This is a genomic window from Pseudothauera rhizosphaerae, assembly GCF_004801305.1.
Taxonomy (GTDB): Bacteria; Pseudomonadota; Gammaproteobacteria; order Burkholderiales; family Rhodocyclaceae; genus Pseudothauera; species Pseudothauera rhizosphaerae.
This window is the reverse complement of sequence record NZ_SSOD01000007.1, coordinates 51,010-74,081: the sequence shown is the minus strand read 5'-3', so window position 1 is coordinate 74,081 and position 23,072 is coordinate 51,010. Positions and strand designations below refer to the sequence as shown.

The following is a 23,072-nucleotide window of genomic DNA, read 5'->3' as shown; positions in this document are numbered from 1 at the left end:
TCTGGTAGAATTCGCGACGGTTTCGGCGGCCCCCGCGGGTCGCCGGATTCGGCCCGGCGCCGCATGATAGCCTCATCCGGGATCATGCGCCCGCCCGGCCGCAAACGCCCCATCTGACCCGAGTGCCCATGTTTGGTTTCCTGAAGAAGTCCGGCAAGCCCGAGGCGGCCGAGACGCCCGCCCCGGCGGCGGAGCCGGCGGCCGTCCCGGCCGGGGCGGTGCCCGCGCCCGTCGAGGCTGCGTCCCCTCGCGCGTCGTGGGCCGAGCGTCTCAAGGCCGGCCTGTCGCGCACCCGCCAGCAGCTCGGCGGCGGGCTGGCGAGCCTGTTCGGCCGCCGCAGGATCGACGAGGACCTGCTCGAAGAGCTGGAAACCACGCTGTTGATGGCCGACTGCGGCGTGGACGCCACCCAGCACCTCCTCGACGAACTGCGCCGCCGCTGGAAGCGCGACAAGCTGGAAACGGCCGACCAGCTCCAGCAGGCGCTCTCCGAATCCCTGCTGGAGATCGTCGCACCGCTGGAGGCACCGCTGCAGGTGGAAGGCCACCGCCCCTTCATCATCATGCTCGCGGGCGTCAACGGCGCCGGCAAGACCACCTCCATCGGCAAGCTGGCGAAGTACTTCCAGTCCCGGGGCAAGAGCGTGCTGCTGGCGGCCGGCGACACCTTCCGCGCCGCGGCGCGGGAGCAGCTCATGGCCTGGGGCGAGCGCAACGACGTCACCGTGATCGCCCAGGAAGGCGGGGACGCCGCGGCGGTGATCTTCGACGCCATCAACGCCGCGCGCGCGCGCGGGATCGACGTGGTGCTGGCCGACACCGCCGGGCGGCTGCCGACCCAGCTCCACCTGATGGAAGAGATCGCCAAGGTGCGCCGCGTCATCGCCAAGGCCGAGCCTTCCGGGCCGCACGAGGTGCTGCTGGTGCTGGACGCCAACATCGGCCAGAACGCGCTGGCCCAGGTCAAGGCCTTCGATGGCGCCATCGGCGTCACCGGACTGGTGTTGACCAAGCTGGACGGCACAGCCAAGGGCGGCGTGGTGGCGGCCATCGCCCGCCAGTGCCCGAAACCGCTGCGCTTCATCGGCGTGGGAGAGGGCATCGACGACCTGCAGCCCTTCCATGCGCGCGAGTTCGTGGACGCGCTGTTCGCGCCGCTGCCCGGCACGCGGGACGACGCCGACGCATGATCGTCTTCGAGGACGTCTCCAAGCGCTATGCGGGCGGCTACACGGCGCTCGCCGGGGTCAGCTTCGAGATCCGCCACGGCGAACTGATCGTGCTCTCCGGCCATTCCGGCGCGGGCAAGAGCACGCTGTTGAAGCTGATACCGGTCATCGAGCGGCCCACCGCCGGCACCGTCCGCATCAACGGGCAGGCCGTCTCCCGCATGCCGGCGCGCTCCATCCCCTACCTGCGCCGCAACCTCGGCCTGGTGCTGCAGGAATCCCGCCTGCTGTTCGACCGCAGCGTGTTCGACAACGTGATGCTGCCGCTGGTGATCACCGGCCATCCGCCGCGGGATGCCGCCAGGCGCGTCGCCGCCGCCCTCGAACGGGTGGGTCTGGACGGGCGCGAGCGGGAACTGCCGGCGGGGCTCTCCGGCGGCGAGCAGCAGCGCGTGGCGATCGCCCGCGCCATCGTGAACCGCCCCTCCATCCTGATCGCCGACGAGCCCACGGCCCACCTGGACCCGGACTACGCCCGCGACATCGCCGAACTGTTCCGTTCCTTCAACAGCGCCGGGGTGACGGTGGTGGTGTCCACCCACGACGCGACCCTGTTCGCCGCCAGCCGGCCGCGCCGCCTGGTGCTGCACAAGGGGCTGCTGGTGGAGGGCGCCGAATGATCCACTGGCTCTACCTGCACTGGCGCGCTTTCGCCCAGGCGGTCGGGCGGCTGGCGGCGCAGCCGCTGGGCACCCTGCTCTCGGCTCTGGTGGTGGGCATCGCCCTGTCCCTGCCGGCCGGCGGCTACTTGCTGCTGGACAACGTGGCGGGGCTCGCGAAAGGCTTTTCCGGGGCGCCGGAGATCAGCGTGTTCATGGCGCCGGATGCCTCCACAGACGAGGTGCGAGCCATCGACGGCCGCCTCAAGGCCGAGGCGCGGCTCGCCCGCTACCGCTTTGTGCCGCGGGACACGGCGCTGGCGCAACTGGAAAAGAGCGGCCTGGGTGACGTGCTGGGCGGGCTGCAGGCCAATCCGCTGCCGGACGCCTTCGTGCTGGTGCCGGCCGGCAACGAGCCGGAACTCTTCCAGGCGCTGGCCGGCGAACTGCGCACCTGGCCCCGGGTGGCCCACGTGCAGCTCGATTCCGCGTGGGTCGAGCGCCTGCACGCCCTGCTCGGCCTGGGCCGGTCGGCGGTGCTGGTGCTCGCGGCGCTGCTCGGCGTGGCGCTGGTCATCGTCACCTTCAACACCATCCGCCTGCAGATACTCACCCAGCGCGCCGAGATCGGCGTGAGCCGGCTGCTGGGCGCCACCGATCCCTTCATCCGCCGGCCGTTCTACTGGTTCGGCAGCCTGCAGGGCCTGCTGGGCGGGCTGGTGGCCCTGGGTACGGTGTGGGGCGTGGTGCTGGCGCTGCGCGCGCCGGTGGCCGGGCTGGCGCAGACCTATGGCACCCTTTTCCAGCTCGCCGGCCCGCAGGCGGCCGAGAGCGCGGCCATCCTCGGCTTCGCCGCCTTCCTGGGCTGGCTGGGCAGCGCCATTTCCGTGCGCCGCCACCTCGCGGGCGAGTCCATCGGCTAGCAAAATCCGGCGCGCATTGATGGTATACATGGCGGTCGCCGCGCCGGGCGCGTGTTTCCGGCGTGGCGGCGAGCGTGATGCGATTAATCCAGACAATCGCGCATATCTCGACAATCAATTAGATCGATATGGTGCACTGCCGTAACATGCACCCATCGAGTTTTCGTCACGCTGTTCCACCAACCCATTACGGAGGATACGCAATGTCCCTGATCAACACCCAAGTCAAGCCTTTCAAAGCCCAGGCCTACAAGAACGGCAAGTTCATCGAAGTGACCGACGAGAGCCTGAAGGGCAAGTGGTCCGTGCTGATCTTCATGCCGGCCGCCTTCACCTTCAACTGCCCGACCGAAATCGAAGACGCCGCCGAGCACTACGCCGAGTTCGAGAAGGCCGGCGCCGAAGTCTACATCGTCACCACCGACACCCACTTCTCCCACAAGGTGTGGCATGAAACCTCCCCCGCCGTGGGCAAGGCCAAGTTCGCGCTGGTGGGCGACCCCACCCACGTGCTGACCAACGCCTTCGACGTGCACATCCCGGAAGAAGGCCTGGCCCTGCGCGGCACCTTCATCATCAACCCGGACGGCATCATCAAGACGCTGGAAGTCCACTCCAACGAGATCGCCCGCGACGTGACCGAGACCGTGCGCAAGCTGAAGGCCGCCCAATACACCGCCGCGCACCCGAACGAAGTGTGCCCGGCCAAGTGGAAGGAAGGCGAGAAGACCCTGGCGCCGTCCATCGACCTCGTCGGCAAGATCTAAGCAGCCGCTGTGTCGCCCGGGGCCGTGCGGCTCCGGGGCGCTTGCTCCGCAGCCGGCCCCGTGCCGGCTGTGTCGTATCTGGCTTGCCGTCCCTGACGGCAGGCAACCCATTACAAGGAAAATCGCCATGCTGGACGCCAACATCAAGACTCAACTGAAAGCCTATCTGGAAAGGGTGACGCAGCCGATCGAGATCGTGGCGTCCCTGGACGATGGGGAAAAGTCGCGGGAAATGCGCGAACTGCTGCAGGACGTGGCCGAGCAGTCCAATCTCATCACCGTGATCGAGAGCCGCGACGGCTCGCAGCGCAAGCCCTCCTTCTCCGTCGGCCCCAAGGGTGGCCAGGCGCGCGTGCGCTTCGCCGGCCTGCCCATGGGTCATGAATTCACCTCGCTCATCCTCGCCCTGCTGCAGTCGGCCGGCTACCCGCCCAAGGTCGAGGCTGACGTGATCGAACAGATCAAAAACCTGGAAGGCGAATACAACTTCGAGACCTATATCTCGCTGTCCTGCCACAACTGCCCGGACGTGGTGCAGGCCCTGAACCTGCTGGCCATCCTCAACCCCAACATCCGCCACACCATGATCGACGGCGCGCTGTTCCAGGAAGAAGTGGAAAAGCGCCAGATCATGGCCGTGCCCACGGTTTACCTGAACGGTCAGGAATTCGGCGCCGGCCGCATGGAACTGGGCGAAATCCTGGCGAAGATTGACACCGGCGCGGCCAAGCGCGACGCCGCCAAGCTTTCCGCCAAGGACGTGTTCGACGTGCTCGTGGTCGGCGGCGGCCCGGCCGGCTCGGCGGCGGCCATCTACTCGGCACGCAAGGGCATCCGCACCGGCGTGGTGGCCGAACGCTTCGGCGGCCAGGTGCTGGACACGCTCGCCATCGAGAACTTCATCTCCGTGAAGGAGACCGAAGGGCCCAAGCTCGCCGCGGCGCTGGAAGAGCACGTCAAGCAGTACGACGTGGACATCATGAACCTGCAGCGCGCGGTCAAGCTGGTGCCGGGCGAGGTGCATGAGGTGCAGCTCGAGAACGGCGCTGCGCTGAAGGCCAAGACCGTGATCCTGGCCACCGGCGCCCGCTGGCGCGAGATGAACGTGCCGGGCGAGAAGGAATTCCGCGGCAAGGGCGTGGCCTACTGCCCCCACTGCGACGGCCCGCTGTTCAAGGGCAAGCGCGTGGCGGTGGTCGGCGGCGGCAACTCCGGCGTGGAAGCCGCGATCGACCTGGCCGGCGTGGTCTCCCACGTCACCGTGCTGGAATTCGCCGACACGCTGAAGGCCGACGCGGTGCTGCAGAAGAAGCTCGCCAGCCTGCCCAACGTGGACGTGATCAAGAGCGCCCAGACGCTGGAAGTGACCGGCACCGACAAGGTCAACGGCCTGGTGTACAAGGACCGCGTCAGCGGCGCGGAAAAGCGCATCGAACTGGAAGGCATCTTCGTGCAGATCGGCCTGCTGCCCAACACCGACTTCCTCAAGGGCGCGGTGGAACTCTCCCGCTTCGGCGAGATCATCGTGGATGCCAAGGGCCAGACCTCGGTGCCGGGCGTGTTCGGCGCCGGCGACTGCACCACGGTGCCGTACAAGCAGATCATCATCGCCATGGGCGAAGGGGCCAAGGCCTCCCTGTCGGCCTTCGACCACCTGATCCGCATCAGCGCGCCGGCCTGATCGCCGCCGCGCCCGCCGGTGCCATGCCCCGCCTCGTGCGGGGCATTTTGCTTTGGGCCGCCGGCAAGGCAAACTTGCACGCTTGCGGGCTGCGCCCGCCCAGGAGAAAACCTTGTTCCGCTGGTTCGAAAACCGCGTCGATCCCTATCCCGAAGCCCAGCCGGCCATAGCACCCCGCGGCTTCTTCGCCTTCCTGTGGGCGGGCACCGAGGGCATGCGCCCCTTCATCGCCGGCATGACGCTGCTGACCGCGGTGATCGGCGCCTTCGAGGCCCTGCTCTTCGCCATGCTGGGCAAGGTGGTGGACTGGCTGGCGGAGGTCGAGCCCGCCCGTCTGTGGGCCGAGGAGGGCGGCAAGCTGCTGCTGCTCGCCGGCATCATCCTCGGCAGCATCGCGCTGGTGGCGCTGCAGACCCTGCTCAAGCACCAGTCGCTGGCGGGCAATTTTCCCATGCGCCTGCGCTGGAACTACCACCGCCTGCTGCTCGGCCAGAGCATGAGCTTCTTCCAGGACGAATTCGCCGGGCGGGTTTCCGCCAAGGTCATGCAGACCGCGCTGGCGGTGCGCGACACCTGCCTGATCATGACCGACATCCTGGTGTTCGTGAGCATCTACTTCATCACCATGGTGGCGGTGGTGGCGGGCTTCGACCTGTGGCTGCTGCTGCCCTTCCTGGGGTGGGTGGCGCTGTACGGGCTGGCGCTGCGCTGGTTCGTGCCGCGCCTGTCCAAGGTGTCCCGCGCCCAGGCCGACGCCCGCTCGCTGATGGTCGGGCGCATCACCGACGCCTACACCAACATCGCCACGGTCAAGCTCTTTTCCCATGCCGGGCGCGAGGCGTCCTACGCCCGTTCGGCGATGAAGGAGTTCATGCACACCGTGCATGGCCAGATGCGCCTGGTGAGCGGTATCGAGATCGTCAACCACACGCTCTCCATGCTGCTGATCCTGTCCACCGCCGGGGTCACGCTGTGGCTGTGGAGCCGCGGCCAGGTGGGCGTGGGCGCGGTCGCCGCAGCCAGCGCCATGGCCCTGCGCCTCAACGGCATGTCCCACTGGGTGATGTGGGAGACGGCCGCGCTGTTCGAGAACGTGGGTACGGTGCAGGACGGCATCAACACCCTGTCGCGCCCGCGCACCGTGGTGGACCGGCCGGACGCGCAGCCGCTGGCCGTTACCCGCGGGGAAATCCGTTTCGAGGACGTGGACTTCGCCTACGGCACCCGCGGCGGGGAAACCCGGCGCGTGATCGAGGATTTTTCGCTGGCGATCCGCCCGGGCGAGAAGATCGGCCTGGTCGGCCGCTCCGGCGCGGGCAAGTCCACGCTGGTGAACCTCCTGCTGCGCTTCCACGACGTGGAGGCCGGGCGCATCCTGATCGACGGACAGGACATCGCCGCGGTCACCCAGGAGAGCCTGCGCGCGGCCGTCGGCATGGTCACCCAGGACACCTCCCTGCTGCACCGGTCGGTGCGGGACAACATCCTCTACGGCCGTCCGGACGCCACCGAGGCGCAGATGATCGCCGCCGCCGAGCGCGCCGAGGCCCACGATTTCATCCAGACGCTGACCGATCCCAAGGGACGCAGCAGCTACGACGCCCACGTGGGCGAGCGCGGCGTGAAGCTCTCCGGCGGCCAGCGCCAGCGCATCGCCATCGCCCGCGTGATGCTCAAGGATGCCCCCATCCTGCTGCTGGACGAAGCCACCAGCGCGCTCGATTCCGAAGTGGAAGCCGCCATCCAGGCCAGCCTCTACCGCCTGATGGAAGGCAAGACCGTGGTCGCCATCGCCCACCGCCTGTCCACCATCGCCGCCATGGACCGCCTCATCGTCATGGACGGCGGGCGCATCGCGGAGGAAGGCAGCCACCGCGAACTGCTCGCCCGCGGCGGCCTCTACGCCCGCCTGTGGGCGCACCAGAGCGGCGGCTTCCTGGGCGACGAGCTGGACGAGGACGAAGCGGCGGCGCTGGCCTGAGGGGTGTGGGGCCTTGGCCGCGATTCGGGCGGTAGAACAACGCGCGCTGCAATCGCGGGCAAGCCCGCTCCTACAGCCGCCGCTCCAGCGGCGCGCCCGAACCCCGTGAGCGCCTCGCCTGTTCACCATACCCGCGTTCGCCGGCCAGCACTGCCCGGGCGTCCAGCACGCGGATCGGCACCTCCGTCTCCTGCGGAATCAGGCCCTGCAACTGCAATTGCAGGTAGCGCGTGCAGGTCACGCGCAGGAAGGAGGTGAAGTTGGCCCGGTCGCCCAGCACGCCGGCCTCGTCCAACTCGTCGTGCAGGCGGGCGACCAGTTGTGGCACGCTCAGCCCGTCGCGCCGGCCGATCTCCTCCAGCGTCCGCCAATAGACGTTCTCCAGCCGCAGGCTGGTGGCCGCGCCGTGCAGGCGGATGGAGCGGGCGCGCGAGGCGTAGAGCGCGGGGTCGGCGGAGGTGAAGATCTGGCACATCGTTCGTTCCGGCGGGCGGTTGCGACCCTCCCAGTGTAGACAGGCCGCCACCGCCCCGCCGGCCGAATGCGCTCCCCGCCGCCGTTCAGTGGCTGATGCGTGTGCCCAGCACCGCAAGGAACTGCGCGATCCAGGCCGGATGCGCCGGCCAGGCCGGCGCCGTGACCAGCTTGCCGTCGGTCACCGCCTGGTCGAGGGGGATGTCCGCATAGGTGCCGCCCGCCAGCTCCACTTCCGCGCGGCAGGCCGGATAGGCCGAACAGCGCTTGCCTTCCAGCACCCGCGCGCCCGCGAGCAACTGCGCGCCGTGGCAGATCGCCGCCACCGGCTTGTCCGCGGTGAAGAAGTGGCGAACCATCTTCACCACCGCGTCGTTCATGCGCAGGTATTCCGGCGCCCGCCCGCCGGGGATCACCAGCGCGTCGTAGCCCGCCGGGTCGATCTCGGCGAAGGTCGCATTGAGGGTGAAGTTGTGCCCGCGCTTCTCGCTGTAGGTCTGCTGCCCCTCGAAGTCGTGGATCGCCATCGCGACCGCCTCGCCCGCCTTCCGCTCCGGGCACACCGCATGCACGGTATGCCCCACCGCCTGCAGCGCCTGGAAGGGCACCATGGTCTCGTAGTCCTCGCCGAAATCGCCGCAGATCATCAGGATCCTCTTGCCCATCGTCGTCTCCTCGTTTCGGTGGATGCGGCGCGACGGACCGCCGCGCCGCGAGGCCAGTGTGCGCGCGGGGAGGGTGGGGTGGGTGGTAATGGGGTACTGCACGAGGGCCGTTCGGAGCGGAGCCTGGATACGGCGGACTCGTCCCGTATTCTCCGCGGGCAAACCGAGGCCGCTTGCTCATGCGAGCCAGGCCGCCATCGACGGCGATGACCTGCCCGGTGATCCAGTCTGGTCTTCGATGGCCGCGCTACTGCCGATCAGTCCCGCCTGCCTGGCGCAGCAGCCGATCGAGTCGATTCGCGAATGCCTGCCGGTCCGCGGCGGTAAACGCAGCCGGTCCGCCGGTCTCCACACCGGTGCTGCGCAGGGTGTCCATGAAGTTGCGCATGGCGAGCACTTCGCGAATGTTCTCCTTCCCGTAGAGCTCACCCCTGGGCGACAGCGCGCGGGCATCGTTCGCCACGACCTCGGCGGCGAGGGGAATGTCAGCGGTGATGACCAGGTGTCCGGCCTGCACGTGGGCAAGGATGTACTTGTCCGCCTCGTCGAAGCCGCCCGGAACCTGGATCATGCGGATCAGCGGGGAGGCGGGCACGCGGATGTACTGGTTCGCGACCAGCGTCAGCGGGCGTCCGGTGCGCTCCGCGGCGCGGAACAGGATGTCCTTGATGACGGCGGGGCAGGCATCGGCGTCGACCCAGATGTGCATGGCGCGTGTCCTTCTTGCAGGCTGAAGAATTGGCAGCCCTTTCCCGGTGCGGGCAGGGGCGGCCATTGTGCGGCGACAGGGTGGCCGGAGGCAAAGGAGACAGCAGGTTTCCGCGGCCGGAGACTGCCTCGTTGGCCGGTGCGGCAATTCTGCGTGAGCGAACGGGCGTGATCTGTTCCGGCTGCGGACCGCGCCGGGAGGCGATACCATCTCGTCATTGCATCCGCTTGTCCCGACGCGCGCCACCCGGACGCTGCCGGCGACTTCTCTCCCATGACCGACCACGCGCCCGCCATTCCGCCTTACTGGACCCGCCTCGGCAGCTTCTTCCTTTATCCCCTCTCCCTGGAGCCCTTGCTGGCCTGCTGCGGTTTCGGGGTGCTGGCCGGGCTGGCGTCCATGTTCTTCGTGCCGGCCAATCTGGTCCTGTGGGCGGTGCTGCTGGTGGCCACGCTGCGCTATGGCTACAAGGTGCTCGAACGCACAGCGCTGGGCCATCTCGACGACTCGCAGACGCTGTTCGATTCCGCCCATGGCGGCAAGTACCTGCCTTACAAGCAGTTCGTCGTCATTGCCGTGGGGCTGACCATTTGCGCCTACGTGGCGAGCGTGGCGGGGCCCCATGCGGCGCTCGTCCTGCTGGCACTGTTCGGCCTGCTGTTGCCGGCCAATACGATGCTGCTGGCCCTCACCAACGAACTGGGCGAATCCATGTCGCCGCCGCGGCTGTGGGCGCTGATCCGCGGCATCGGCATGCCCTATCTGGGGCTGTGCGCCTGCCTGCTGTTGCTCTCGTCCGGCCATGGTGCCCTGTTCGGGCTGCTGGCGTCGGTGGTGCCGGCGGGGCTGCTGGGGGTGCTGTTCGGGTTTCTCGGCGGTTATTTCACCATCGTCATGTTCCGCCTGATGGGCTATGCGCTGTACCAGTATCACGGGGAGCTGGGCCTTGCCGTCGACGTGGGTTTCGAGCGCCAGGCGACGGCGATCGCCCCGCCCGATCCGGTCCGCCAGCGCGCGGCGCAGAGCGCCGAGTTGCTCAAGGAGGGGCGCTACGACGAGGCGATTGCCGTGGCCCGTGGAGATGTCGTCGAACGGCCCGGCGACCTCTCCGCCAACCTGCGCCTGCACCGTCTGCTGCTGGCCGTGCCGGGGCAGACGCAGGCGATGCTGGCCCACGCCCGCGACTGGTTGCCGGCCCTGACGCGGGTGGGCCAGGAGTCCTACGCGATCGAGGTGCTGGAGGCGATCTGGCAGCATCAGCCCGATTACCAGCCGGCGCAGGCGGGTGCGATCCTGCCGCTGGCCACCGCCTTGCTGGCGGCGCGCCGCGGCGACGGCGCGGCGCGCCTGATCAGGGAGTTCGACCGGCGTTTCCCCGGGCATGCCGATACGCCGGCCATCTACCTGCTCGGGGCGCGGCTGCTGATCGAGCACAAGCGCGACGAGGCGCAGGCGCGCCGGGTGCTTGCGGCCCTGCGGCAACGCTATCCGGAGAGCCCGGCGGCAGCCGAGGCGGCGCGGCTGGACGAGTTGCTCGACCGCCTGGCGGCGGCTGCGGGCGGCAACCCGGCCTAGCGGGAAGCGGCGGCCGCCTGCGCCGCGACGCTGTTCGCGAGGCGCTGGATGGGCGCCGCGCGTCCGGCCTCGCCGCGGGCGATGAAGGCGTCTGCCAGGCGAGCGGCCTGGCGCACCGCGATCGGGCGAAATTCCCGGATGGGGAAGAGGCGCAGCAGCAGTCGTTCGGCGCCATCGAGCCGGCCGTCGTCGATCAGGCGGGCGAGCAGGGTTTCCCATTGGACGGCCGCGAGTTTCGGCAAGGCGGCCGGCAGTTCCTGCACCACTTCCGCCAGCAGGGCGGGGCTGGCGGATCGTCCGCGTTCCGCGGCCGCCTGCAGCACGCGGCGGTTGGCGTCGGCAAGCAGTTCAGGCTGGCGGGCCAGGCCGGCGATGCGGCGATATTCGACGATGGATTGCGCGTCCGTGCCGGGATGTTCGTCGAGCAGCTTGCGGTAGGTCAGCGCGGCAGGGCCGAAATTCAGCTCGGCGACCTGGCGGGCGGCCTGGGCCAGCAGGGCCGCAACAGCCTCTTCGTCGTCCTGGCGATGGACGATGTCGGCGCTGCGTCCGTGGCGGCGCCAGCGGTAGAGGCCGACGAGCAGCGCGCCGCTGACCAGCCCGCCGAAGTGCGCCATGTAGTTGGTGCGGCCTTCGGTGTCGAACACGAAGTTCTGCAGCAGTTCGTTGGCCAGCCACAGGGGCAGGATGGCCACGGCCGGCCAGCGCACCGTCCCGAGAACGAAGACCAGCCAGTAGAAGAAGGTGATGCGGCGCAGGCCGAACAGTACCAGGTAGGCCGCCATGACCGCTGAAATCGCGCCGGAAGCGCCCAGGGACAACTGCAGTTCGCTGGCCGGCATCAGCACGTCCGGCACGGAGGCGCCGAGGCCGCCGAGGAGGTAGAGGGCGAGAAAGCCCAGGGGGCCGAGGGCCGCCTCGACGGTGTAGCCGACGACGAAGAGCACGGCCATGTTGCCGGCCAGGTGCATGAGGCCGCCGTGCAGGAACATGTGGGTGAGCAGGGTGACCGGGCGCGGGTCGCGGCTGGAGAGGCTGTAGTGCTCGGTGACGACCCGTTCGCGCAGTGCTTCGTACCGGTCGCGCTTGCTGCGCCACGCCGCATGGTCCGGATGCTCGGGGGTGATCACCTGGTCGCGGCGCAGGCGGTCGATGAAATCGTTGTCCCGCTCCATCGCCTGGAAGGCCTCGACGCCGCTGTTCCGTGCGGTACTGCGGCGCAGGGCGGCGAGTTTCTCCTTCTCGCCGGCCCGCTCGAGATCGGCGAGATAGGCCGCCATCTCCATCCTGCCGATGCCCGATTGCTGGTAGAAGCGCGAGGCGTCCGCCATACGCTGGTAGTCCCCGCCCTGGATCAGGAAAGCGATCAGGCACAGCGCCATGATGGCCAGCGTCGCCAGCGGCGGCCGGGACCAGTCGGGACGGGCCGGAAGCGGGAGTATCAGCATGCGGTGTCCGAGGGTGGGAAGCGAGCGTGAAATTATAACGATCTAATGCCAAAGAGGTAGCGACGAAGCGGCGTTGTGGGCAGAATGACGGGCTGATCGGGTCATCGAAAAGAACGCCATGTCGGGAAAATACCAAGTGATCATTTCGGGGCGGACGCTGAACGGAGCCCCGCTGTCCGGCATCAAGGCCGAAGTCGCACAGGCGTTCCGGCTGCGGGACGACCAGGTCGAGCGCATGCTCTCCGGCAAGCCGCAAGTCGTTTCGCGCAGTACCTCCGCCGAAGGCGCGGAGAGATTGCTCGCCCGCCTGCGTGGCCTCGGTCTCGAAGCACGGGCCGAATTGCTGGCCGAAAGTCGCAACGAGGCGCCGGCGGAGCTGACGCCGAAGGCCGAGAGTCCATCCTCTCCGGCCAGCGACGAACTGTTCGCCCTTGCCGGCCCGGCCCCGGCCGGCCACGGGGCGGCGGCCGGCGGTATCGCCGCGGACGCGCTCCCGGTGGACGAAGTGGTCTGCCCGAAATGCGGAGAAGCCCAGCCGAAGCGCACCCTGTGCCGGGCATGCGGCCTGGACATGCCACGCTACCTGGCCAGCCAGGAAGCCCTGCAACGGGAAGAGCGCGAGGCCCGCGCCGCCGAACTGGCGGCCCGCCGGGCCGGATCGGGTACAGCGCCGCGGACGGGTGGCGGCGGCGGTGGGGCGGCCCTGCTCAGCTTCAGCTTTGCCGGGCGCTTCGGCCGTCTCGACTACTTTTCCGCTTCCCTGCTCAGTTCCGTGATCGCGTTCGCGCTGATCTGGCTGGCGGTGGTGACCGGCGTGAACGGCCTGGCAGGGCTCGGCATGCTGCTGTCTTTCATCTATGCGCTGCGTTGCGTCGCCTTGCGCCTGCACGACACCGGCCGCACCGGCTGGCTGGCGCTGGTTGCCATCGTTCCCTTGATCGGCGCCCTGATGATGCTGGCGCTGCTGTTCATCGGCGGGGAAGAGGAAGACAACGAGTATGGCCCGGCGATTGCGGAGGCCGGTGCCGGGCGCGCGTTGCTCTCGCTGGCGGCCATGGTCGTCGTGTCGGCAGTGACGTACGGCGCCGTCACGGAGAGCCCCGAAAGGATGATGAGCTTTGCCCAGGCGATGGGCGTCGGGCCGGGGGCGCCGGGCTTTGCCGGCGACGCGGACGAGGAAGCCTACATGGACGAGTCGGTCCAGTATGCCCGCAACAACCGGATCGACATCTATGTCATTGCCGGTTGCACGGATTGTGACGCGATGCAGGCCTGGCTGGAGGACAACGGCTTGTATGCCACGGTCTACCACGTCGACAGCGACCGGCAGGCCGCCGAACGCCTGCAGTCCATCATCGGCGGCAACGCCCGCATCCAGTTGCCGGTGCTGGAGGTGAACGGCAAGGTGCTGCCGGGCAATCCCGACGTGGGGGACGTGCACGACCACTTGCGCCTGGCATCGGATTGAGGCCGGCCGGAACGCACCCGGGCAAAAAAAGAGCCCGGGATTCCTCCCGGGCTCTCGTGGCTGTCGCGGTGGTGGGCCCTGCGGGACTCGAACCCGCAACCAAAGGATTATGAGTCCTCTGCTCTAACCGATTGAGCTAAAGGCCCGGCCGCGCCCGCCGGGGAGGCGGGCGCGGGAAAGCGGCTTACTGGTCGCTGTCGAGGAAGCTGCGCAGGCGCTCGGAGCGGCTGGGGTGGCGCAGCTTGCGCAGGGCCTTGGCTTCGATCTGGCGGATGCGCTCGCGGGTGACGTCGAACTGCTTGCCGACTTCTTCCAGGGTGTGGTCGGTGTTCATTTCGATGCCGAAGCGCATGCGCAGCACCTTGGCTTCACGCGGGGTGAGCGAATCGAGCACTTCGCCGGTGGCGTCGCGCAGGCTGGAGTACATGGCCGCGTCGGCCGGGGCCAGGGTGGCGGTGTCCTCGATGAAGTCGCCCAGGTGGGAGTCGTCGTCGTCGCCGATCGGGGTCTCCATGGAGATGGGCTCCTTGGAGATCTTCATGATCTTGCGGATCTTCTCCTCGGGCATCTCCATCTTTTCCGCCAGCGTGGCCGGGTCGGGCTCCTGCCCGGTTTCCTGCAGGATCTGCCGGCTGATGCGGTTCATCTTGTTGATGGTCTCGATCATGTGCACCGGGATGCGGATGGTGCGCGCCTGGTCGGCGATCGAGCGCGTGATGGCCTGGCGGATCCACCAGGTGGCGTAGGTGGAGAATTTGTAGCCGCGGCGGTATTCGAACTTGTCCACCGCCTTCATCAGGCCGATGTTGCCTTCCTGGATCAGGTCGAGGAACTGCAGGCCGCGGTTGGTGTACTTCTTGGCGATGGAGATCACCAGGCGCAGGTTGGCCTCGGTCATCTCGCGCTTGGCGCGGCGCATCTTGGCTTCGCCGGTGGACATCTGGCGGTTGATGTCCTTGAGCTCCTTGAGGGGAATGCCGATCCTGTCCTGCAGTTCGATGAGCTTCTGCTGTTCTTCGAGCACCGCGGGGTGGATGCGCATCAGGCCTTCGGCGTAGTTCTTGCCGGCGGCGATCTCGTCCTTGAGCCAGTCGAGGTCGGTTTCCTTGCCCGGGAAAACCTTGATGAAGTGGGTGCGCGGCATGCCGGCGCGGTCCACGCACAGTTGCAGGATCTGCCGTTCGTGGGCGCGCACCTGCTCGACCATGTGGCGCACGGAGTCGCACAGCTTCTCGATGGCCTTGGCGGTGAAGCGGATGTTGAGCAGTTCGTCGGAGATCGCCTGCTGCATCTTGAGGTAGGTCTTGTCCTGCGAGCCCTTCTTGGCCAGCGATGCCATCATCTTCCCGTACAGGCCGCGGATGGTCTCGAAGCGCTGCAGGCCTTCGGTCTTGAGCTTGAGGAGCGACGCCGCGTTGGCGCTGTCGCTGCCGTCGCCGCCATCGTCGTCATCGCCGTCCTCGTCGCCGTCGCTGTCGTCGGCGCTGGTATCGCCGTCCTCGGCCGCGGCTTCCGCCAGTTCGGCTTCCTCGCCGCCGCCGTTGGGGTCGAGCAGGCCGTCGATCAACTCGTCGATGCGCATTTCGTCGCGCGTGACCTTGTCGGCGATCTCCAGCATCTCGGCGATGGTGGTGGGGCAGGCGGAGATGGCCAGCACCATGTGCTTGAGGCCGTCCTCGATGCGCTTGGCGATCTCGATCTCGCCTTCGCGCGTGAGCAGTTCCACCGTGCCCATCTCGCGCATGTACATGCGCACCGGGTCGGTGGTGCGGCCGAACTCGGAATCGACGGAGGACAGGGCCTGTTCGGCTTCTTCCTCGGCCTCGTCCTCGTCCACGGTGGCGGGCACGTTGTCGGACATGAGCAGGTCTTCGGCGGCGGGCGCCTCGTCGAAGACCTGGATGTTCATGTTGTTGAAGGTGGCGATGATGCCTTCGATCTGTTCGGCGTCGGCGACGTCGTCCGGCAGGTGGTCGCTGATCTCGGCGTAGGTGAGGTAGCCGCGTTCCTTGCCGAGCGTGATCAGGGTCTTCAGACGGGTGCGACGCACTTCCGCGTCGAGCGGGGAAACCTGCGGGCTTTCGGCGACCTGTGCGGTTTTGCCGGCCTTGGAGGCTTTGCCTCGCGGGCTGGTCTTGCGCGAATCCGTGGTCTTTTCGCGGGCCATGGTGCTCCTCGGAATGGGGCCGAATAATCGGGAAAACAGAGAATTATACTGAAAAACTCAGACTTTGCCGGCGCCGGTCAGGTTCCGCTTCTCCAGCAGCAGTTCCGCCAGGCGGTGGCGCCCGGCCGCGTCGAGGCCGCCTTCGCCGGCGAGCGCCGTGAGGCGGGCGATTTCGGCGGCCACCGCATCGGCCTGCAGGGAGCGCAGGGCATCCTCGAACACGGCTTCGACGTTGTCCTCGTCGAACTCGGTTTCCAGCAGCGCGGCCGCCGCACGGGCCAGGGTGTCGCCGTGTTCGGTGTCGCGAAAGCGTTCCACCAGGGCGCCAAGGCCGCCGGCGGGTGCCAGGTCGCCCACGCTGATGGCGTCGATGATCGCCACCAGCGCGCGAGCCTCGGCGCTTTCGCCCGGCACCAGGTCCACCGGCAGGCGGGCGGCCCAGTGGGGGTGGTGCAGCACCAGGCGCAGCAGGGTATCCGCCTTGGACGGCGGCTTGCGCCGGCCGTTGCCGGGGCGCGGGAGGCGGCGTGCCGCGGCCGGCATTTCGCCGGAGCGCTGGGCTTGCCGCACGGGCGCGCCCTTCGGGCTGCCGAGGCCGAATACCTGCTCCACTTCCTGCTGGGTCAGCGCGCTTTCCTCGGCGACGGTCTTGACCAGTTGCAGGCGCAGCAGGGGCGCGGCGATGCGGGTCACCAGCGGGCGTGCTTCATGCACGAAGCGGGCGCGCCCTTCGGCGCTGTCCATGTCGCACTGTTCGCGCAGCGTCTGCACCAGGAAGGCGGCCAGCGGCGTGGCGCCGCGCGTGGCCTGGCGGAAGGCGTCGGCGCCTTCGGCGCGCACGAAGGAATCCGGGTCGTGCTCCTCGGGCAGGAACAGGAAAGCGAGGGTGGCGTCGTCCCGCAGCGCCTCCAGGGCGTTCTCCAGCGCGCGCCAGGCGGCCTTGCGCCCCGCGGCGTCGCCGTCGAAGCAGAACACGACGCGGTCGGTCTGGCGCAGCAGGGTGTTGATGTGATGCGGCGTGGTGGCGGTGCCGAGCGCGGCCACGGCGTTGTCGATGCCGAACTGGGCCAGTGCGACCACGTCCATGTAGCCTTCCACCACCAGCGCGAAGCCCGCGTCGCGGATCGCCTTCTGCGCCTGGAACAGGCCGTAGAGTTCGCGCCCCTTCTCGAACAGCGGCGTTTCCGGCGAGTTGAGGTATTTCGGCTCGCCTTTGTCCAGCACCCGGCCGCCGAAGGCGATGACGCGCCCGCGGCGGTCCAGGATGGGGAACATGATGCGGTCGCGGAAGCGGTCGTAGCGCCGGCCCTCGTCGTTGTCGATGACCAGCCCGGCGTCGAGCAGCACCTTGGCGCGATAGTCCGGGAAGAGTTTGTCGAGCGCCTGCCGCGGCGCGTAGCCGATGCCGAAGCGGGCGGCGATCTCGCCGGACAGGCCGCGGCGCTTGAGGTAGTCGATGGCTGCCGGGCTGTGCTTGAGCTGTTCGCGGTAGAACTGGGCGGTGCGCGTCATGGCCTCCACCAGGCGGTCGAGGGTGTCGTCCGGCGCGCGCGGGGTGAATTTGCCGTCGTCGGGCACCTGCATGCCGACCTGGCCGGCCAGCTCCTTGACCGCTTCGACGAAGCTGAGCCCGCTGTATTCCATCAGGAAGCCCAGCGCGCTGCCGTGCGCGCCGCAGCCGAAGCAGTGGTAGAACTGCTTGCTCGGGCTGACCGAGAAGGAGGGCGATTTCTCGCCGTGGAAGGGGCAGCAGGCGAAGTAGTTGGCGCCGCCCTTCTTCAGCGGCAGGTAGCGCTCGATGACGTCGACGATGTCGACGCGGGCCAGCAGGTCCTGGATGAAGGACTGGGGGATCATCGCCGGCCTTGCCCGCGGCCGTTCAGGCCGACAGCGCGGTGCGCAGCTTGCGCGATACCTCGGCCATGTCGGCACGGCCGGCGAGCCGGCCCTTGAGCTGGCCCATGACCTTGCCCATGTCGGCCGGCGAACCGGCGCCCACGGCGGCGATGGCCGCGGCGATCTCGGCGTCCACTTCCGCCTCGCCCAGTTGCGCCGGCAGGTAGGCGGACAGCACCTCGATCTCGAAGCGCTCGGCGGCGGCCAGTTCGGGGCGGCCGCCCGCGTCGTACTGGGCGGCGGAATCGCGGCGCTGCTTGACCAGCTTCTCGACCACGGCCAGGATCGCGCCGTCGTCGAGTTCGATGCGCTCGTCCACCTCGCGCTGCTTCACCGCGGCCAGCAGCAGGCGGATGGCCGACAGGCGCGCCGCTTCCTTGGCGCGCAGCGCAGCCTTCATGTCTTCCTGGATACGGGCCTTGAGGGACATGATGAACTCCGTGCAGAAATGCAAAGCCGCACCGGGCGCGGTCGAGGACCTGCGCCCGGTGCGGCGGTCTCCGGCCAATGCCGGGGCGAAATCAGTAGAGCTTGGGCGGCAGGGTCTGGCTGCGCAGGCGCTTGTGGTTGCGCTTGACGGCGGCGGCCAGCTTGCGCTTGCGCTCGGCGGTGGGCTTTTCGTAGAACTCGCGCGCACGCAGTTCGGTCAGCACACCGGTCTTCTCGATCGTGCGCTTGAAACGGCGGATCGCAACTTCAAACGGCTCGTTTTCCTTGACGCGAATACCCGGCATTGCGTACTTCCTTGAGATGTCTGTTGGGCAGAAAAGGCGGCAAGTATAACCGCGTGCGGCACGTCCGCCAAGTCCACTGCCCGGATGAGTTTACTTGCTCTGGCCGACGCGCGCGTCCAGCCGGCGCGCCTCGTCGTCGCTGATGTATTCGAACACGCGCACGACCTTGCGCACGCCGTTCGTGGTGCGGGCCACTTCGGTGGCCGCGTCGGCCTCTGCGCGGGTGACCAGGCCCATCAGGAACACCGTGCCCGCCTCGGTGACGACCTTGACGTGATGGGCGCCGAAGGTCTGCGTATCGACGAAGCGCGCCTTGACCTGGGAGGTGGTCACCGCGTCGGTGGCGCGCGCGCTCAGGGGGCTGATGCCGGCGACCTGGGTCTCGTTGATCACGGCGCGCACGTTGGTCACGCCCTTGGCGATGGTCTCGATTTCGGCACGCGTCGGCTCGTCGGGTACTTCGCCCGTGAGCAGCACGTTGCGGTTGTATGAGGTGATGCTGACGTTGACCGCGTCGCCGAAGCGCTCCTTGATGCGGTTGCGGGTGCGCCATTCGATACCCTCGTCCTCCACGTAGGAGCCCGAGGTGCGGCGGTCGGCGAACATGGCGGCGCCGACTCCGGCGCCGGTCGCGACCACCGGGAAGCAGCCTTGCAGGGCGGGAACGGCGCCGAGGGCGGCCAGCGCGAGCAGCGCCTTGCGGCGGGGGATGGATACGTGGGCTGTTTTCGTCATTCTTCCACTCCGAGTAGCAGACAATCGATGCCGTCGCACAGGCAGTGCAGGGCCAGCAGATGGACTTCCTGGATGCGCGCGGTGCGGTCGGCCGGAACGCAGAGATGGACGTCCTGCGCGCCCAGTTGTTCCCCCATCCGGCCGCCGCCTTTCCCCGTCAGCGCGACCACGCGCATGTCGCGTTCGTGGGCGGCGGCGATGGCCTCCATCACATTGGGCGAATTGCCGCTGGTGGAAATGGCCAGCAGCACGTCGCCCGGTTGGCCCAGCGCGAGGACCTGCTTGGAGAACACCTGGTTGTAGTCGTAGTCGTTGGCGATGGAAGTCAGCGTGGAGCTGTCGGTCGTCAGCGCCACGGCCGCCAGCGGCGGGCGTTCCATCTCGAAACGGTTGACCAGCTCGGCGGCGAAATGCTGCGCGTCGGCAGCCGAGCCGCCGTTGCCGCAGGCGAGGATCTTGCCGTTGTTGAGCAGGCAGTTCGTCATCACCTCGATCGCGCCGGCCAGCGGGGCGGCCATGGATTCGACCGCGGCGAGCTTGGTCTGCGCGCTGTCGTGGAACTGGCGGGAGATGCGTTCGATGAGGTCCATGCGTGAGCGTCGGTCGGGGTTCGTGCGGGGCAGAAAGTCTAGCATGCCGGCCCAGGCTGCCCGGCCGCGGGACGGCGGGGCGAGGGGAATGTAGCGCGGATGCCGCGGCGGCGGCGCCTGTGCTTACAGGAATTTACCAAGCGCGCGACCTTCATTCCGCATCGAAGGCGGCGTGGATCCACTCCACGCCGGCGGGGTCCAGATCGCGCAGCAGCACGGCGTCGAAGCGGCAGGGGTGGTCGGCGTACGCCCGTCCCGCGCCGGCCAGCCACCAGCGCGCGGCGAGCACGACGCGCCGGCGCTTGTGGGCGGTGATGCTGGCGGCGGGTCCGCCGAAGGCGCTGCCGCTGCGCAGACGGACCTCGACGAAGACGACGGTGCCGCGCACCAGGCCGACGAGATCGATCTCGCCGCCGCGGCAGCGCACGTTGCGGGCGAGGATGCGCATGCCGTGGGCGGCCAGGAAACGCGCCGCGAGTTCTTCCGCCGCGTGCCCGCGGGCTTGCGCGGCCGGCGCTGCGGCGTCGAGAATCGGTCTTCGAATGCCTGCGAGGAAACGTTTCATGAGCCGCGAGATCATGCCGCTGTCCAGTACGCCGTCATTGTATGTGGTGGCCACGCCGCTCGGGAACCTGCACGACATCAGCCCCCGCGCCGTGGCCGTGCTGGGCGCGGTGGCGGCCATCGCGGCCGAGGACACGCGCCACAGCCAGCGCCTGCTCGATGCCTGCGGCCTCCGCACGCGCCTCATGGCGCTGCACGAGCACAACGAGCAGGCCGCCGCCGGGCAGGTGATCCGCTTGCTGGAAGAAGGCGATTCGGTGGCCCTGATCAGCGATGCGGGCACGCCCGCGGTGTCCGACCCGGGGGCTCGGGCGGTGGCGCGGGTGCGCGAGGCGGGTTTCCCGGTGATCGCGGTGCCGGGGCCGTGCGCCGCGGTGGCGGCGCTGTCCATCAGCGGCTTCGGCGAGCACGGCTTCCGTTTCGTCGGCTTCCTGCCGCCCAAGTCGGCCGCGCGTCGTGCGGCGCTCGATGCCCTGCGCGACGACGCCGATGCGCTGATCTTCTACGAGGCGCCGCACCGCATCGCGGAATGTGTCGTCGATCTGGCCGCGGTGTTCGGGCCGCAGCGCCGCGTGCTGATCGCCCGCGAACTGACCAAGCTGCACGAACAGAGCGTGGTGCTGGCGCTGGGCGAGGCCCCGGGCTGGCTGGATGCGGACCCGAACCGCCTGCGCGGCGAGTTCGTGCTGGTGGTCGAGGGGGCACCGCCGGCGAGCGGCCTGGGCGCCGAGGCCGAACGCGTGCTCGCCCTGCTGCTGGCGGAACTGCCGCTCAAGGCGGCGGTGCGTCTCGCGGCCGAGATCACCGGCGCGCCGAAGAACGCGCTGTACGCCCGTGCGCTGGAACTCAAGGGCGCCTGAAGCGCGCCTATAATGCGCGGGCCGGCGCCTTGCCCAGGCTCCGGCGACATCGACCGGCACACCGCACCATGGATGCAACGAGCATGACCGCACTGACCCTCATCCGCCCCGACGACTGGCATCTGCACGTGCGCGACGGCGCCGCGCTGGCCACCGTGGTGCCGCACACCGCGGCCCGCTTCGGCCGGGCGCTGGTCATGCCCAACCTGCGCCCGCCGGTCACCACCACCACGCAGGCGCTCGCCTACCGCGATCGCATCCTCGCCGCCGTGCCGCGGGGCGTGTGCTTCGAGCCGCTGATGAGCCTGTATCTCACCGACAACCTGCCGCCGGACGAGATCGACCGGGCGAAGGCGAGCGGCGCCATCGTCGCCGCCAAGCTGTATCCGGCCGGCGCCACGACCAACTCCGACGCGGGCGTCACCGCCATCGAGAAAATCCACCCGGTGCTCGAACGCATGGAGAAGGTGGGCCTCGTCCTGTGCGTGCATGGCGAGGCCACCGGCGCCGAGGTGGACGTGTTCGACCGCGAGCAGGTCTTCATCGAGCGCGTGCTGGCCCCGCTGGTGCGGCGCTTTCCGGGCCTGCGCGTAGTGTTCGAGCACATCACCACGGCGGAGGCGGCGGCCTTCGTGCGCGAATCCGGCGACAACGTCGGCGCCACGGTCACCGCCCACCACCTGCTGCTCAACCGCAACGCCATCTTCGCCGGCGGCATCCGGCCGCACCACTACTGCCTGCCGGTGCTCAAGCGCGAGACCCACCGCCTCGCGCTGGTGGAGGCGGCCACGTCCGGCAGCCGCAAGTTCTTCCTCGGCACCGATTCGGCGCCCCATGCGAAGAGCACCAAGGAGGCCGCCTGCGGCTGCGCCGGCTGCTACACCGCCCACGCCGGCATCGAACTCTATGCCGAGGCCTTCGAAGCGGCCGGTGCGCTCGACAAGCTCGAAGCCTTCGCCAGCCTGAACGGCCCGGCCTTCTACGGCCGGGCGCCGAACCCGGACACCATCACGCTGCGGCGTGAGGCGTGGACCGTGCCGGCGTCCTACGATTACCTGGAGGCCGATCCGCTGGTGCCGCTGCGCGCGGGCGAAGCGGTCGCCTGGTGCCTCGTATCATAGAAAGAGAAGACAGCCAAGAAAGAAAAAACAACCGGAGACCGTCCATGCCGTCCATCCTGCGCCGCCTCAGCCCCCTGGTGCTGCTGCCCCTGCTCGCCGCGTGCGAGAACAGTGCCACCGCCTTCATGGTGGAGGGCAACCAGCATGCCGTCGTCCTGGTGCGCGAGCAGCCCTATTTCTGGACCGCCGAGGTCGAACAGGCGGTCGTCGTCTCCCGCCTGCCGGCCTGCCAGCGCAAGGTGGCCATTCATCCGAGCCCCAAGGAACTGGTGGAGGTGGAGGTGTTCGAGGCCGGCAACCTGCTGTGGGCGATGCGCCAGGGGCAGCGCTGGTATCTCGCCAGCACCGAGCGCTGCCTGGTGCAGGACTGGACCAACGAAGCCGGCACGCCGCCGGGGCCGCTGGTCGGCACCTTCCGCCTGGGCGAGGGCAAGCCCGTATTCGTGCGGGCGGGGCAGTGAACGACCGGCTATAATTCCGGCCGGGAAGTTCGCCAGGCAGTCGCTGCGCACCCCGCTGTGCGTGGAGGAAAGTCCGGGCCCCATAGAGCAGGATGCCGGCTAACGGCCGGGCGCCGCGAGGCGACGGAAAGTGCAACAGAGAGCAGACCGCCGATGGCTTTCGTGAGAAAGATCAGGCAAGGGTGAAAGGGTGGGGTAAGAGCCCACCGCGGTCTTGGCAACAAGGCTGGCACGGCAAACCCCATCTGGGGCAAGGCCAAATAGGGGAGCGATGGCGTGGCTCGCGCTGCTCCCGGGTAGGCTGCTGGAGCGCCGCGGCAACGCGGCGCCAAGAGGAATGACTGCCCGACGGCCACGGTGCGAACCGCGGCCGTTCGACAGAACCCGGCTTATCGGCGGACTTCCCGATCCTCATTCGGCAGCAC

The 23,072-nt window shown here is 68.8% G+C and carries 22 protein-coding genes, 1 tRNA gene and 1 other RNA gene; 12 read left to right on the top strand and 12 right to left on the bottom strand.

Features of this window, described 5'->3' with window-relative positions; all coding sequences use genetic code 11:
• Window positions 1-128 precede the first annotated feature (128 nt).
• The 6 genes from ftsY to E6O51_RS10340 all read left to right on the top strand — a co-directional run bounded on the left by ftsY (window position 129) and on the right by E6O51_RS10340 (window position 7,180).
• Window positions 129-1,190 carry a signal recognition particle-docking protein FtsY gene (gene ftsY, locus E6O51_RS10365; protein WP_136384923.1) on the top strand — a complete coding sequence of 354 codons (1,062 nt, stop codon included), beginning with the start codon at window positions 129-131 and terminating at the stop codon, window positions 1,188-1,190.
• On the top strand, window positions 1,187-1,849 hold the full coding sequence (locus E6O51_RS10360; protein ID WP_136384922.1) for a cell division ATP-binding protein FtsE: 663 nt from the start codon (window positions 1,187-1,189) through the stop codon (window positions 1,847-1,849). The genes ftsY and E6O51_RS10360 overlap by 4 nt, the downstream gene beginning before the upstream one ends.
• The gene (gene ftsX / locus E6O51_RS10355) at window positions 1,846-2,751 is read left to right on the top strand and encodes a permease-like cell division protein FtsX (RefSeq protein ID WP_136384921.1); all 906 of its coding nucleotides are present in this window, start codon (window positions 1,846-1,848) and stop codon (window positions 2,749-2,751) included. Before E6O51_RS10360 ends, ftsX begins: the two co-directional genes overlap by 4 nt.
• Before the next feature lie 203 nt (window positions 2,752-2,954).
• The gene (gene ahpC, locus E6O51_RS10350) at window positions 2,955-3,518 is read left to right on the top strand and encodes an alkyl hydroperoxide reductase subunit C (RefSeq protein WP_136384920.1); all 564 of its coding nucleotides are present in this window, start codon (window positions 2,955-2,957) and stop codon (window positions 3,516-3,518) included.
• A 127-nt stretch (window positions 3,519-3,645) separates the two neighbouring features.
• Window positions 3,646-5,199 (top strand): alkyl hydroperoxide reductase subunit F, encoded by a 1,554-nt coding sequence (gene ahpF, locus E6O51_RS10345; protein WP_136384919.1) that lies wholly within the window; start codon window positions 3,646-3,648, stop codon window positions 5,197-5,199.
• A gap of 112 nt (window positions 5,200-5,311) precedes the next feature.
• Entirely contained in the window at window positions 5,312-7,180 is a 1,869-nt protein-coding gene (locus E6O51_RS10340; protein WP_136384918.1) for an ABC transporter ATP-binding protein, read from the top strand.
• A 70-nt stretch (window positions 7,181-7,250) separates the two neighbouring features.
• Here E6O51_RS10340 and E6O51_RS10335 read toward each other — a convergent pair whose 3' ends face one another.
• From E6O51_RS10335 to E6O51_RS10325, 3 genes are all read right to left on the bottom strand, one after another.
• Window positions 7,251-7,655: a ribbon-helix-helix domain-containing protein gene (locus tag E6O51_RS10335; protein ID WP_136384917.1), complete on the bottom strand. Its 405-nt coding sequence runs from the start codon at window positions 7,653-7,655 to the stop codon at window positions 7,251-7,253.
• 85 nt (window positions 7,656-7,740) lie between these two features.
• Complete coding sequence (locus E6O51_RS10330) at window positions 7,741-8,319, bottom strand: DJ-1/PfpI family protein (protein ID WP_136384916.1); 579 nt, start codon at window positions 8,317-8,319, stop codon at window positions 7,741-7,743.
• Window positions 8,320-8,566: 247 nt separating this feature from the next.
• Window positions 8,567-9,028 (bottom strand): YaiI/YqxD family protein, encoded by a 462-nt coding sequence (locus E6O51_RS10325; protein ID WP_136384915.1) that lies wholly within the window; start codon window positions 9,026-9,028, stop codon window positions 8,567-8,569.
• Between the two features lie 273 nt (window positions 9,029-9,301).
• Here E6O51_RS10325 and E6O51_RS10320 point away from each other — a divergent pair, with 273 nt between their 5' ends.
• Window positions 9,302-10,603 (top strand): outer membrane protein assembly factor BamD, encoded by a 1,302-nt coding sequence (locus E6O51_RS10320; protein ID WP_136384914.1) that lies wholly within the window; start codon window positions 9,302-9,304, stop codon window positions 10,601-10,603.
• Here E6O51_RS10320 and E6O51_RS10315 read toward each other — a convergent pair.
• Window positions 10,600-12,051: a rhomboid family intramembrane serine protease gene (locus E6O51_RS10315; protein WP_136384913.1), complete on the bottom strand. Its 1,452-nt coding sequence runs from the start codon at window positions 12,049-12,051 to the stop codon at window positions 10,600-10,602. The two genes, E6O51_RS10320 and E6O51_RS10315, sit on opposite strands and share 4 nt — an antisense overlap.
• A gap of 118 nt (window positions 12,052-12,169) precedes the next feature.
• Here E6O51_RS10315 and E6O51_RS10310 point away from each other — a divergent pair, with 118 nt between their 5' ends.
• The gene (locus E6O51_RS10310; RefSeq protein WP_136384912.1) at window positions 12,170-13,519 is read left to right on the top strand and encodes a DUF805 domain-containing protein; all 1,350 of its coding nucleotides are present in this window, start codon (window positions 12,170-12,172) and stop codon (window positions 13,517-13,519) included.
• Window positions 13,520-13,588: 69 nt separating this feature from the next.
• Here the strand turns inward: E6O51_RS10310 and E6O51_RS10305 are convergent.
• From E6O51_RS10305 to E6O51_RS10270, 8 genes are all read right to left on the bottom strand, one after another.
• Window positions 13,589-13,665, bottom strand: a tRNA-Ile gene (locus E6O51_RS10305).
• Between the two features lie 38 nt (window positions 13,666-13,703).
• Window positions 13,704-15,686, bottom strand: coding sequence for an RNA polymerase sigma factor RpoD (gene rpoD, locus E6O51_RS10300; protein ID WP_136384911.1), 1,983 nt, complete (start codon window positions 15,684-15,686; stop codon window positions 13,704-13,706).
• A 57-nt stretch (window positions 15,687-15,743) separates the two neighbouring features.
• Window positions 15,744-17,543, bottom strand: coding sequence for a DNA primase (gene dnaG, locus E6O51_RS10295; protein ID WP_136384910.1), 1,800 nt, complete (start codon window positions 17,541-17,543; stop codon window positions 15,744-15,746).
• 22 nt (window positions 17,544-17,565) lie between these two features.
• Window positions 17,566-18,012 carry a GatB/YqeY domain-containing protein gene (locus tag E6O51_RS10290; RefSeq protein ID WP_136384909.1) on the bottom strand — a complete coding sequence of 149 codons (447 nt, stop codon included), beginning with the start codon at window positions 18,010-18,012 and terminating at the stop codon, window positions 17,566-17,568.
• Between the two features lie 91 nt (window positions 18,013-18,103).
• Complete coding sequence (rpsU, locus tag E6O51_RS10285; RefSeq protein WP_110522461.1) at window positions 18,104-18,316, bottom strand: 30S ribosomal protein S21; 213 nt, start codon at window positions 18,314-18,316, stop codon at window positions 18,104-18,106.
• A gap of 90 nt (window positions 18,317-18,406) precedes the next feature.
• Complete coding sequence (locus tag E6O51_RS10280; protein WP_136384908.1) at window positions 18,407-19,051, bottom strand: BON domain-containing protein; 645 nt, start codon at window positions 19,049-19,051, stop codon at window positions 18,407-18,409.
• A complete protein-coding gene (locus E6O51_RS10275) occupies window positions 19,048-19,641 on the bottom strand; it encodes a phosphoheptose isomerase (protein WP_136384907.1) in 594 nt (197 codons plus the stop codon). The genes E6O51_RS10280 and E6O51_RS10275 overlap by 4 nt, the downstream gene beginning before the upstream one ends.
• 151 nt (window positions 19,642-19,792) lie before the next feature.
• A complete protein-coding gene (locus E6O51_RS10270) occupies window positions 19,793-20,206 on the bottom strand; it encodes a YraN family protein (RefSeq protein ID WP_211091383.1) in 414 nt (137 codons plus the stop codon).
• On the opposite strand from E6O51_RS10270, the gene rsmI reads away from it, so the two are divergent.
• The 4 genes from rsmI (at window position 20,205) to rnpB (ending at window position 23,055) form a co-directional block, all read left to right on the top strand.
• On the top strand, window positions 20,205-21,065 hold the full coding sequence (gene rsmI, locus E6O51_RS10265) for a 16S rRNA (cytidine(1402)-2'-O)-methyltransferase (protein WP_230976758.1): 861 nt from the start codon (window positions 20,205-20,207) through the stop codon (window positions 21,063-21,065). The two genes, E6O51_RS10270 and rsmI, sit on opposite strands and share 2 nt — an antisense overlap.
• Window positions 21,066-21,148: 83 nt before the next feature.
• Complete coding sequence (gene pyrC / locus E6O51_RS10260) at window positions 21,149-22,186, top strand: dihydroorotase (protein WP_136384905.1); 1,038 nt, start codon at window positions 21,149-21,151, stop codon at window positions 22,184-22,186.
• Between the two features lie 44 nt (window positions 22,187-22,230).
• Window positions 22,231-22,647 carry a hypothetical protein gene (locus E6O51_RS10255; RefSeq protein ID WP_136384904.1) on the top strand — a complete coding sequence of 139 codons (417 nt, stop codon included), beginning with the start codon at window positions 22,231-22,233 and terminating at the stop codon, window positions 22,645-22,647.
• A gap of 24 nt (window positions 22,648-22,671) precedes the next feature.
• An RNA gene (gene rnpB / locus E6O51_RS10250) (RNase P RNA component class A) lies at window positions 22,672-23,055 on the top strand.
• Window positions 23,056-23,072: the final 17 nt, after the last annotated feature.